Source organism: Kitasatospora sp. NPDC057198, from assembly GCF_042670125.1.
Lineage (GTDB): Bacteria > Actinomycetota > Actinomycetes > Streptomycetales > Streptomycetaceae > Kitasatospora.
In genome coordinates this window covers 1-10895 of sequence record NZ_JBHUWH010000260.1, presented here as the reverse complement: position 1 = coordinate 10895, position 10895 = coordinate 1, and the positions used below count along the sequence as shown (strand labels likewise).

Here is a 10895-nt window from a genome sequence, read left to right as displayed (position 1 = left end):
ATGCGGGCCCTGGCGGCGGCGGGGCGCCCGGCGGCCGCGCTGGAGCGGTACGAGCGGACCAGGCACGAACTGGCCGAGCGGCTCGGCGCGGACCCCTCCCCCGAACTGGCCGCGCTCCACCTCTCCCTGCTGCGCGGCGGGTCCGCCCCGGCCCCGGCACCGGAGCCCCCGGCGCCGGAACCCCCGCCCCGGCCGTCGCCCCGCCGCTCCAACCTGCCGCTGGCGCTGACCAGTTTCGTCGGCCGCGAGCAGGAGTCCGCGACCGTCCGCGAACTGCTGCGCGGCACCCGGCTGGTGACGCTGACCGGGCCGGGCGGGGCGGGCAAGACCCGGCTGGCGGTGGAGGTCGCGGCCGGGCTGGCGGCGGACTTCCCGGACGGCGTGTGGCTGGTGCCGCTGGCCCCCGTCACCTCGCCCGCCGAGGTGCCGCAGGCCGCGCTGCAGGCGCTCGGCGTCCCGGACGCGCTGCGGGTCGGCGAGGCGATCGCACCGCTCCCCTCCCCGGTCGGGCGGCTGGCCGAGGCGCTGGAGCGGCGCCGGCTGCTGCTGGTGCTGGACAACTGCGAGCACCTGCTGGACGCGGCCGCCGAGTTGGCCTCCGGCCTGCTGTCCCGGGCCCCGCACGTCCGGGTGCTGGCCACCAGCCGGGAGCCGCTGGGCCTCACCGGCGAGTCGCTCTGCCCGGTGCCCTCGCTGCCGCTGCCCCCGCCGGACGGCGGGACCGCAGCGGACGGCCGGGCAGCAGCGGCGTACCCGGCGGTGCGGCTGTTCGCCGACCGGGCCGCCGCCGTCCGCCCCGGCTTCCGGCTCGACCCGGCGACCGCGCCGCTGGTGGCGGACATCTGCCGGGCTCTGGACGGGATCCCGCTGGCGATCGAGCTCGCGGCCGCCCGCACCCGCTCCCTGACGCTGCGCCAGGTCGCGGAACGGCTCGACGACCGCTTCCGGCTGCTGACCGGCGGCGACCGGGCCGCCCTGCCCCGGCACCGGACGCTGCGGGCGGTGGTCGACTGGAGCTGGGACCTGCTGGACGCCGACGAACGCGCGGTGCTGGCGGCCCTCTCGGTGTTCGCGGGCGGGGCGACGCCCGAGCACGCCGAACGGGTCTGCGGCCCGCGGGCCCCCGGCGCGGACGTGGTCGAGGTGATCGCCGCGCTGGTCGACAAGTCCCTGGTGCGGGCGGCGGCCGACGGCCCGGACGGCGAGGTCCGCTACCACCTGCTGGAGACCGTCCGGGCGTACGCCGCCGAGAAGGCCGCGGCCGCCGGCACCGCGGCCCGCACCCGGGACGCGCACGCCGCCTGCCTCCTCGCACTGGCCGAACGGGCCGAACCCCGGCTGCGCGGCCCCGAACAGGCCCACTGGTCCGCCCGGTTGAACGCGGAACGGGACGACCTGCACGCCGCGCTCGGCCACCTGGTCGGCACCGGCGACGCGACGGGCGCACTGCGGCTGGCGGGCGCCCTGGTCTGGTTCTGGACGGTCGGCGACCACATCGGCGAGGCGGGGCACTGGACGCGCGCCGTCCGCGCCCTGGTCGGCGAACCGGCCCCGCCCGGCCTCGCGGACGCCCACGCGCTGTGCACCGCGGTCGCCGTCCTGCTGCCCGCCCTCGGCGACGGCCCCGCCCACGACCCGGCGGCCCTGCGCCTGGCCGCCGCCACCGTCCGCGCCCACCTGCCGGCCCACCCCGCCCACCCCGTCCTCCCCCTGCTCGGCCCCTGCTGCGCCCTGCTCCTGGACGACCGCCCGACCGCCCGGCGCGAACTGCGCGCCCTGCTCGACCACCCCGACCCGTGGACCGCGGCCGCCACCCGCCTCACCCTCGGCCGGATCGCCCTCGCCGAGGACCGGCCCACCGAAGCCGCCGAACAACTCGCCCGCAGCCGGGAGCAGTTCGAGCAGCTCGGCGACCAGTGGATGCGAGCGGCCGCCGCCGGCTGCGACCAGTGAGCGAAAGCCCCTGCCGGGGGCTCGGGAGAGCACCGCCAGGGGCTCGGGGAACGGCGAGCCCGGGTCTGCTGACGGTTCACTGCCGGAGCGCGCATCGGCTTCCGGTTCTGTTCACGGCACGCAGCAGCACGAACCTCCGGTGGGCTCCGGCCGTCAGCAGCACGGACCCGCCGTTCCCCGGGCCCCTGATTTCGCCTCCCGCCGTTCTCACCCGGGCCCCTGGTGGTGCTCTCTCATTTCTTCGGGAGGAAGGCCGCCGCGAGGCCCGCCGCCAGGAGGGCGACCGCGCCGGAGGCGGTGAGGACGGTTCCCATGCCGTGGACGAAGGCGGTGTGGGCGGAGGAGAGCAGCGCGCCGTCGTGGAGTTCGGCGGCGACGGCCTCCGCGGCGGTCACCGAGTCGCGGGCGGCCGCCGCGGCGGGCGCGGGCAGGGCGGTGACGTCGATCCGGGCCAGGTAGCCGGCGTTGAGCAGGCTGCCGAGGGCGGCGACGCCGAGGACGCCGCCGACCTGTTGCAGGGTTTCCAGGACGCTGGTGCCGACGCCGGTGCGGTTCTCGGGCAGGGCGGCCATCACCAGGCTGGTGGCGGGGACGACGGTCAGGCCGAAGCCGACGCCGACCACGGCCAGCCACAGCGCGGTGGAGCCGTACCCGCTGTCGGGCGCGGCCCGCGTCCCGAGCAGGACGCCGGCGGCGAGCAGGGTCAGTCCGGCGGGGACCACGGTGCGGGCGCCGAGCCTCGGGACCAGGGCCTCGCCGAGCGCGGCGGACAGCATCAGGCCGCCGATCAGCGGGAGCACCCGCAGTCCGGTGCCGAGGGCGTCGTAGTCCTGGACGGCCTCCAGGTACTGCGGGACGACGAACAGGATGCCCATGACGGTGAAGTTGCCGAGGACGGCGGTCAGGGTGCCCCAGGAGAACCGGCGGTCGGTGAACAGCTCCAGGTCGAGCAGGGGTTCGGCGGCCCGGCGCTGCCGGCGGAGGAAGAGGGTCAGCAGCAGGGCGGCGGCGGCCAGCGGGGCGAGGACCGCCGGGGAGGTCCAGCCGTGGGCCGGGACGAGGATCGTGCCGTAGACCAGCGCGGTGGTCCCGGCCGTGCCGAGGACGGTGCCGGACCAGTCGAACGGCACGGTGCGGGCCCGGTCGCGCGGGCCGTCGGCCGGGAGCAGCAGGGCGCCCGCGAGCAGGGCGATCGCCACCACGGGGACGTTGAACAGGAAGACCGAGCCCCACCAGAAGTGGTTGAGCAGCCAGCCGCCGATGACCGGCCCGGCGGGCATGCCGAGGGCGGCGGCGGCCGTCCAGACCGCGATGGCCCGGGGAACCTCCTGCTCGGGGAAGATCCTCGGGAGCAGCGCCATCGAGACCGGCATGATCATCGCCGCGCCGAGGCCCATCGCGGCGCGCACCGCGATGACCGCGCCCGCGGAGCCGGTGAAGGCCCCGGCGAGCGAGGCGGCGCCGAACAGGGCGACGCCGGCCGTGAGCACCCGCCGGTGGCCGATCCGGTCGCCGATCCGGCCCACGGGCAGCATCGCCACGCTGAAGGTCAGCAGGTAGCCGCCGCCGATCCAGAGCAACTGCGTGCTGTCCGCGTCGAGTTCGCGGGCCAGGGTGGGCAGCGCCACGTTGATGACCGTCCCGTCCAGGCCGACCACCAGCACGCTCACCACCAGTGCCCCCAGTGCCCACCACCGGCGGGCCGAACGAACCGCTTCCACCACCACGTCCTCCAGGTCTCGTCGTCCGACGCCCCCCACCCTCGGGGGTGCTCCTGGCACGCGGCTGGCAGCGGGCTGGCACGGGCCCGGTGGCGGGCTCAGAAGACGGCGGTGAACGCGTCGATGCGGGCCCGGCCGAGGTCGGGGCGCAGGCGGCCGGTGCGGGCGAGGGTGACCATGCCGTGCAGGGCGGACCAGGCGAGTTCGGTGTAGCCGCCGGGGTCGTGGCCGGTCACCCGGGCGCTGCGGGTGGCGGGTTCGGCGATCGCGGCGAAGGCGGCGTGCAGCGGGGCGGGGGCTTCGGGGGTGCCGAAGGGGAGGGTGCTGGGGAGGATGAAGATCGCGTCGTAGAGGGCGGGGTTGGCCTCGGCGAAGGCGAGGTAGGCGCGGGCGACGGCGGCGAACGCCTCGCGCGGGTCGTCGACGCCCGCAGCGGCGGCCCGCAGCAGGGTGGCGAGTTCGGCGCAGCCCTCGACGGCGACGGCGGCGACGATGGCGTCCTTGCCGCTGAAGTGGCTGTACAGGACGGGCTGGCTGTACTCGATGCGCTCGGCGAGGCGGCGGGTGGTGACGGCGTCCCAGCCCTCGGCCTCGGCGAGTTCGCGGGCGGCCCGGACGATCAGCTGTTCCCGTTCGGCGCGTTCGCGCGCCCTGCGTTCCTTGATAGCCATGACCGAAATCCTAGCACCGCTAGACAACTGACGAGGTGTCGCCCTAGCATCATTCTCGTCGCTAGCGCCGCTAACCAGACGGCGGCGCACACCGCTCCGCAGCACACACACCGCAGGGGGAACCACCATGTCCGCGACCGCCACCACCAGCACCGCCACCGCCCGCCCGGCCAGCAGCCGGCTGCGCGTCAACCTCGCCACCGCGTTCACGGCCCTGGTCGGGCTGGGCATCATCTACGTCGGCATCAGCTTCCTGATCGCCCCGGAGAGCACCGCCTCCGGCTTCGGCCTGCCGGCGTGGCCGCAGGGCGAGACCGCGGCCTTCCTCAACCTCAAGGGCATCCGGGACATCGTCTCCGGCCTCGTCCCGCTGGCCCTGCTGCTGACCGGGCACCGCCGGGCGCTCGGCTGGGCGCTGCTCGCCGAGTCGGTCACCCCGTTCGGCGACGCCGCCACCATCCTGGTGCACCACGGCAGCACCGCCACGGCCTTCGGGGTGCACTTCGCCACCGCCGTCCTCGTGCTGGTCACCGCCGTCCTGCTGCTCACCGAGCGGACCGGCAAGCGCGGTTGAGAAGGGATCAGCCCTCCGCCCAGTCGCCGCCCGCGAGGAACTCCTCGAGGGCGGCGCGGTGCGGCCGGGGGTCGATCCGCTCGGCGGCCAGCCAGGCGTCCGAGTAGTACTTGTCGAGGTACCGGTCCCCCGGGTCGCAGATCAGCGTGACGACGCTGCCGCTGCGGCCCTCGCGGCGCATCTCGGCGACGATCCGCAGCGCGCCCCACAGGCCGGTGCCGGTGGAGGCGCCGGCCTTCTTGCCGAGGACGTCGGCCAGCAGGTGGGCGGCGGCGATCGAGGCCGCGTCGGGCACCTTCATCATCCGGTCGATCGCGCCGGGCACGAAGGAGGGCTCCATCCGGGGGCGGCCGATGCCCTCGATCCGGGAGCCGGTGGGGCAGCGCGCGTCCGGGTCGTGGTGCACCCAGCCCTCGAAGAAGCAGGAGTTCTCCGGGTCGGCGACGCAGATCCGGGTGTCGTGCTGCATGTAGTGGACGTACCGGGCGATGGTCGCGGAGGTGCCGCCGGTGCCCGCGGTGGCGACGATCCAGGCGGGCTCGGGGTGGGGTTCCATCCGCAGCTGGGCGAAGACCGACTCGGCGATGTTGTTGTTGCCGCGCCAGTCGGTGGCCCGCTCGGCGTAGGTGAACTGGTCCATGTAGTGGCCGCCAGTCTCGGTGGCGAGCGCGGCCGCCACCGCGTAGACCTCGCCCGGGTTGTCGACCAGGTGACACCGCCCGCCGTGGAACTCGATCAGCTCGATCTTGGCCCGGCTGGTGGTGCGGGCCATCACGGCGATGAACGGGACGCCGATCAGCTGGGCGAAGTACGCCTCGGAGACGGCCGTCGACCCGCTGGACGCCTCGATCACCGGGGCGCCGGGCCGGATCCAGCCGTTGCACAGGCCGTACAGGAACAGCGAGCGGGCCAGCCGGTGCTTCAGGCTGCCGGTGGGGTGCGTCGACTCGTCCTTCAGGTACAGGTCGATGCCCCACTCGGCGGGCAGCGGGAAACGCAGCAGGTGGGTGTCGGCGGAACGGTTGGCGTCGGCCTGGACGCGGCGGACGGCCTCCTTCAGCCAGGCCCGGTACTCGGGGTCGGTCCGGTCCACGTCCTGGGTCTGATCGCTCATCGCGCCACTCTCCTCGCCACCACCGGCGAACCGCCGTGAACCACCAAGCGTAACAGTCAACTACGATAAGTGACGATTACGGAGGCTCCAGCTTCCCCTTATGCGTACGGATGCGCACGGGCCCCGCCAGGGGCCCGGGGAACTGTCGGCAGACGAGCATGCGCCACCAGGGGCCCGGGGAACGGCGGGTCCGTGCTGCTGACGGCCGGAGCCCATCGGAGGTCCGTGCTGCTGCGTGTAGTGACAGAACCGAACGCCGATGCGCGCTCCGGCAGTGAACCGGCAGTAGACCCGGGCTCGCCGTTCCCCGAGCCCCTGGTTTCGCCTCTCGCCGTTCTTCCCGAGCCCCTGGTTTGTTCCCCTTCGCCGTTCTTGCCGAGCCGTCTACTGGATCCGCACCGCCCGCCCCGTGACGCGGACGCGGTCGTCCCCCTCGGTGAGGTCGACGGTCAGGACGCCCGGCCGGCCGAGGTCCTCGCCCTGGTGGAGGGTGAGGCGGGCGGTGGTCAGGCCGCGCAGCCGGCGGAGGTAACCGCCGAACGCGGCGGCGGCCGCACCGGTGGCCGGGTCCTCGACGACGCCGCCGACCGGGAAGGGGTTGCGCACGTGGTAGGTGGTGGCGTCCTGTTCCCGGACGAGCTGGAGGGTGGTCAGGTCGAGGCGGCGCATCAGCGCGGCGAGGGCTTCGAAGTCGTAGGCGAGGTCGGCGAGCCGGGCCCGGCTCGCGGCGGCGAGGACGAGGTGGCGGGCCCCGGCGTAGGCGATCCGGGGCGGGAGGCGGGGGTCGAGTTCCTCGGGCCGCCAGCGCAGGGCGGCCAGCGCCTCGGCGACGTCCTGCGGGTCGGCGTCCTCGACGGTAGCGGGGACGCTGGTCAGGGTGGCCCGGTGGCCGCCGTCCGGGTCGCGGGTCACCTCGACGGGGACGGGCCCGGCCGCGGTGGTGAAGCGGAACTCGCCGGGGCCGTGCCGTTCGCCGAGGGCGACCGCGGCGGCGATCGTCGCGTGGCCGCAGAACGGGACTTCGGCGAGCGGGCTGAAGTAGCGGACGGTGTGGGCCCGGGGCCGGTCGGGGTCGGCGGTGAGGAAGGCGGTCTCGGAGTAGCCCAGGCGGGCGGCGGTGGCGAGCTGCTGCTCGTCGGTGAGCCCGGTGGCGTCCAGGACGACGCCGGCCGGGTTGCCGCCGGCGGGGTCGGCGGTGAAGGCGGCGTAGCGCAGCGGTTCGGGCCGGTCTGCTGCCGGTGCGGTGCGGGTCATGCCTGCTGAACGGACCGGCCCGGGGCGGGGATTCCCGGCCCGGCGCGGGGATTCCCGGGCGGCGCGGAGTACCCGGTCGGCCGGTGGGCGAAACGCCCCCGTGGGACGAACGTTCGGGGAGGAACGCTAGACTGCCGCCTCCGGTTCGTACTGCATCGAGGATAGAAAAACATGGCTGAGGCCCACCCGAAGGTTGTTGTGGTTGTTCCGACCTACAACGAGCGGGAGAACCTGCCGGTCCTGGTCGGCCGGCTGGCCGACCTCGGCATGGCGAACCTGCACGTTCTGGTCGTGGACGACAACTCCCCTGACGGCACTGGCGACGTCGCCGACAAGCTGGCGGCCGACTCGGGTGGCAACGTCTCGGTCCTGCACCGCACCGAGAAGGACGGCCTGGGCCGGGCGTACATCGCCGGCATGTCGCGGGCGCTGGAGGACGGCGCGGACATCGTCGTCCAGATGGACGCCGACCTGTCGCACCCGCACACCGCGCTCCCCGCGATGGTGGAGAAGCTGACCGGTACGGACGCCTCGGTGGTGCTGGGCTCGCGCTACGTGCCGGGCGGCTCGACCGCGTCGGAGTGGCCGTGGCACCGCAAGGCGCTGTCCGCGTGGGCGAACTTCTACGTGAACGCGATCCTGCGCCTGCGGGTGAAGGACGCCACCGCCGGTTTCAAGGCGTGGGAGGCGCAGGCGCTGCGCGCGGTCGACCTGGAGTCGGTGCGTTCCAACGGCTACTCGTTCCAGGTCGAGATGAACTACCGGGTCGTCAAGCGCGGCATGCGCATCGCCGAGGTGCCGATCCGCTTCGAGGAGCGGGTCGAGGGCATGTCGAAGATGAGCCTGGGCGTGCAGCTGGAGTCCGCGGTGGCCCCCTGGAAGCTGCGCTTCGGCAAGAACTAGCACCGCGGGAACCAGCACCGCGGGAACCAGCGGAACCAGTACAGCGCGGACGTGCCGGACGGCGCGGGTGGACGGTCTCCGTCCCCCGCGCCGTTCCGTTTCCCCGGGCCCGGCCGGATACGCCTCAGGGCGCCGCGACGGCCTGCGGGTCCTCCAGGTAGGGCTCCCAGGCGAGTTCGGCCGCGCCGACCAGTCCGGCGTGCACGACCTGGGCGGGGACGATCGGGATGCGCCCGCTGCGGCCCCACAGGCAGCGTTCGGCGACCACGGCGGCGAGCCGGTCGGGGGCGGCGGCCAGCAGGTCGAGGTGCAGGCCGCTGAGCACGATCCGGTCCGGGTTGAGGATGTTGACCAGCCCGGCGAGGCCGAGGCCGAGCCGGTCGACGACGTGTTCGAGGGCGTCGGCGGCCTCCGGGTCGCGGGCCAGCGCGCGGGCCTGCGGGAGCAGCGGGCGGGCCGGGTCGGGGCGGCGCTTCGCGGCGGCGAACAGCGCGTCGGTGTCGGTCTCGGCGTTGAGGCAGCCGCGGTTGCCGCAGGCGCAGGGGCGGCCGAGCGGGTCGACGGTGAGGTGGCCGACCTCGAGGGCGAGGCCGGAGCTGCCGGTGTGCAGGCGGCCGTCGATGACCAGGGCGCCGCCGACGCCGCGGTGGCCGGAGGTGACCAGCAGCAGGTGGCGGGCGCCGCGGCCGGCGCCGTGCCGGTGTTCGGCGAGGGCGGCGAGGTTGGCGTCGTTGGCGACGGCGGTGGGCAGGGTGGCGCGGGCGCGCGGGCCGGGGTCGGTGCGGGCGACGGCGGCGGCGAAGAGTTCGGCGACGGGGGTGCCGGAGGGCCAGCCGAAGTGCAGGGCGGCGAGGGCGGTGCCGTCGGGTTCGGTGACGGGGTTGGGCAGGGCGAGCGCGAAACCGAGGACGCGGCGGCGGCTGTCGCGGGCGAGCCGGGCGCCGGTCTCGGCGACGGCGGCGAGCAGCGCGGCGGGTGAGGTGTCGGCGGGCAGCGGCAGGTGGACGGGGTCGTGCAGGCGTCCGCCGAGTCCGGCCAGGGCGGCGGAGATGCCGTCGGCGTGCAGTTGGGCGGTGAGGACGGCGGGGCCGGGGTCGGTGAGGGCGAGCCGGTGCGAGGGGCGGCCGCGGCCGCCGCCGGCCGGGCGGGAGTCGACGGTGATCAGGCCGAGCGCCTCGAGTTCGCCGGTGACGGCGCCGGCGGTGGCGCGGGTGACGTCGAGGGCTCCGGTGAGCGCGGAGCGGGTGGGGGCCTGGCCGGTGTGGACCAGGCGCAGGGCCGGTCCGAGCAGGGTGCGGCCGCGGTCGGGCGCGGCCCGCTTGGAGGCCCCCGGCTGCGGACGCGGGGTCTGGCCCGGATTCTGGCCCGGATTCGGGCTTGTAGGTGTGTGCGGCACTCCCCTATTCTGACTTTGTGCCGCTACTGAACAAAACAGAAGCCCGCTCCTCCCTCCTCTCCGCTGCCCCTTCGAAGACCCCGTCCGGCCGCAGCTCCTCCTGGTCGGCGGCACGCCTCGCCCTCACCGCCTTCTTCACCGCCGACGGCTTCCTGTTCGCCTCCTGGGTGGTCCGGATCCCGGACGTCCGCGCCCAGGTCGCCGCCTCGCACAGCGCGCTGGGTCTGGCCCTGCTGTGCATCTCGGCCGGCGCGGTCGCCACCATGGCCCTGATCGGACGGCTGTGCCTGCGCTACGGCTCGCGCCCGGTCACCGTCGCCGCGCTCGCCGTGTTCTCGCTGGCCGTGGCCCTGCCCGCGCACACCCACTCGGTGCTCGCGCTCGGCGCGGTGCTGCTGCTGTTCGGCGCGGGCTACGGCGCGGCCAACGTGGCGATGAACAGCGCCGCGGTCGACCTGGTCGCCGAGCTCCGACGGCCCGTCATGCCCAGCTTCCACGCGGGCTACAGCCTCGGCGGCCTGCTCGGCGCCGCGGCCGGCGGCCTGCTCGCGAGCCGGATCAGCGCCTCCTGGGCGCTGGCCTCGGCCGCCGCGCTCGGCCTGGCCGTGACGGCGCTGGCCGGCACCGCCCTGCTGCGCGCCCCGGCCGCCCTCCCCCGCCCCTCCACCACCAGCACCGCCGCGAGTGCCGCCACCAGCGCCGCCGCGAGCACCGCCGCCCGCCCGTCCCGGCACGCCCGGCTGCTGGTCGTGCTGCTCGGCCTGATCGCCCTGTCCACCGCGTACGGCGAGGGCGCCCTCGCGGACTGGGCCACCCTGCACCTGACCGACGACGTGCACGCCAGCACCGCGACGGCCGCCGCCGGGTACGCCTCCTTCGCCTTCGCGATGACCGCGGGCCGGCTCTCCGGCACCTGGCTCTCCGAGCGGCTCGGCCAGACCAGGGTGATGCTGCTCGGCGGCCTGACCGCCTGCGCGGGCATGGCGACCGCCGCCCTGGCCCCGTCCGTCCCGGTGGTGCTGGCCGGCTTCGTCCTGGTCGGCCTCGGCCTGGCCAACGTCTTCCCGCTGGCCATCGCCCAGGCCGGGGCGACCGCCGGGCCGCAGGGCGTGGCCACCGCCTCCACCCTCGGCTACGCGGGCATGCTGATCGGCCCGCCGGTGATCGGCTTCCTGGCCGACGCGCTCTCGCTGCCCGCCGCCCTGCTGACCGTCGCCGCCAGCTCGGCGCTGGCCGGCCTGCTCGCCCTCGCCGTCCGCCGCCACCGGGCGGCCTGACGGCCCCTCCCCCCGCCGGAACACGACGACGG

The 10895-nt window shown here is 75.5% G+C and carries 9 protein-coding genes; 4 read left to right on the top strand and 5 right to left on the bottom strand.

Going from position 1 to position 10895, the window contains the following annotated elements; genetic code table 11:
- Positions 1–1953, top strand: a 1953-nt coding sequence (locus ACFUEL_RS25590) for an ATP-binding protein (RefSeq protein WP_380239103.1), incomplete at its 5' end; no start/stop codon positions are given.
- 233 nt (positions 1954–2186) lie between these two features.
- On the opposite strand, the gene ACFUEL_RS25585 is transcribed toward ACFUEL_RS25590, so the two are convergent.
- A complete protein-coding gene (locus ACFUEL_RS25585; protein WP_380239102.1) occupies positions 2187–3674 on the bottom strand; it encodes an MFS transporter in 1488 nt (495 codons plus the stop codon).
- A 98-nt stretch (positions 3675–3772) separates the two neighbouring features.
- Complete coding sequence (locus ACFUEL_RS25580) at positions 3773–4345, bottom strand: TetR/AcrR family transcriptional regulator (RefSeq protein ID WP_380239101.1); 573 nt, start codon at positions 4343–4345, stop codon at positions 3773–3775.
- A gap of 127 nt (positions 4346–4472) precedes the next feature.
- Between ACFUEL_RS25580 and ACFUEL_RS25575 the strand changes: the two genes are divergently transcribed.
- Positions 4473–4919 (top strand): DUF4267 domain-containing protein, encoded by a 447-nt coding sequence (locus tag ACFUEL_RS25575; RefSeq protein ID WP_380239100.1) that lies wholly within the window; start codon positions 4473–4475, stop codon positions 4917–4919.
- Between the two features lie 7 nt (positions 4920–4926).
- Here the strand turns inward: ACFUEL_RS25575 and ACFUEL_RS25570 are convergent, their stop codons facing one another.
- Together ACFUEL_RS25570 and ACFUEL_RS25565 are read right to left on the bottom strand one after the other, a co-directional pair.
- Positions 4927–6033, bottom strand: coding sequence for a PLP-dependent cysteine synthase family protein (locus ACFUEL_RS25570; protein ID WP_380239099.1), 1107 nt, complete (start codon positions 6031–6033; stop codon positions 4927–4929).
- A 384-nt stretch (positions 6034–6417) separates the two neighbouring features.
- The gene (locus tag ACFUEL_RS25565) at positions 6418–7287 is read right to left on the bottom strand and encodes a PhzF family phenazine biosynthesis protein (protein WP_380239098.1); all 870 of its coding nucleotides are present in this window, start codon (positions 7285–7287) and stop codon (positions 6418–6420) included.
- A gap of 171 nt (positions 7288–7458) precedes the next feature.
- On the opposite strand from ACFUEL_RS25565, the gene ACFUEL_RS25560 reads away from it, so the two are divergent.
- Positions 7459–8190, top strand: a complete 732-nt coding sequence (locus ACFUEL_RS25560) for a polyprenol monophosphomannose synthase (protein WP_380239097.1) — start codon at positions 7459–7461, stop codon at positions 8188–8190.
- A gap of 124 nt (positions 8191–8314) precedes the next feature.
- Here ACFUEL_RS25560 and ACFUEL_RS25555 read toward each other — a convergent pair whose 3' ends face one another.
- On the bottom strand, positions 8315–9481 hold the full coding sequence (locus ACFUEL_RS25555) for an ROK family protein (protein WP_380239104.1): 1167 nt from the start codon (positions 9479–9481) through the stop codon (positions 8315–8317).
- Positions 9482–9603: 122 nt separating this feature from the next.
- Here ACFUEL_RS25555 and ACFUEL_RS25550 point away from each other — a divergent pair, with 122 nt between their 5' ends.
- Positions 9604–10863 carry an MFS transporter gene (locus ACFUEL_RS25550; protein ID WP_380239096.1) on the top strand — a complete coding sequence of 420 codons (1260 nt, stop codon included), beginning with the start codon at positions 9604–9606 and terminating at the stop codon, positions 10861–10863.
- The last annotated feature ends 32 nt before the right edge of the window (positions 10864–10895 follow it).

What these genes read in the sequence shown, in the direction of transcription:
- ACFUEL_RS25570 (WP_380239099.1), bottom strand. Translation starts at nt 6,033, where the DNA reads ATGAGCGATCAGACCCAGGACGTGGACCGGACCGACCCCGAGTACCGG.
- ACFUEL_RS25565 (WP_380239098.1), bottom strand. Translation starts at nt 7,287, where the DNA reads ATGACCCGCACCGCACCGGCAGCAGACCGGCCCGAACCGCTGCGCTAC.
- ACFUEL_RS25560 (WP_380239097.1), top strand. Translation starts at nt 7,459, where the DNA reads ATGGCTGAGGCCCACCCGAAGGTTGTTGTGGTTGTTCCGACCTACAAC.
- ACFUEL_RS25580 (WP_380239101.1), bottom strand. Translation starts at nt 4,345, where the DNA reads ATGGCTATCAAGGAACGCAGGGCGCGCGAACGCGCCGAACGGGAACAG.
- ACFUEL_RS25575 (WP_380239100.1), top strand. Translation starts at nt 4,473, where the DNA reads ATGTCCGCGACCGCCACCACCAGCACCGCCACCGCCCGCCCGGCCAGC.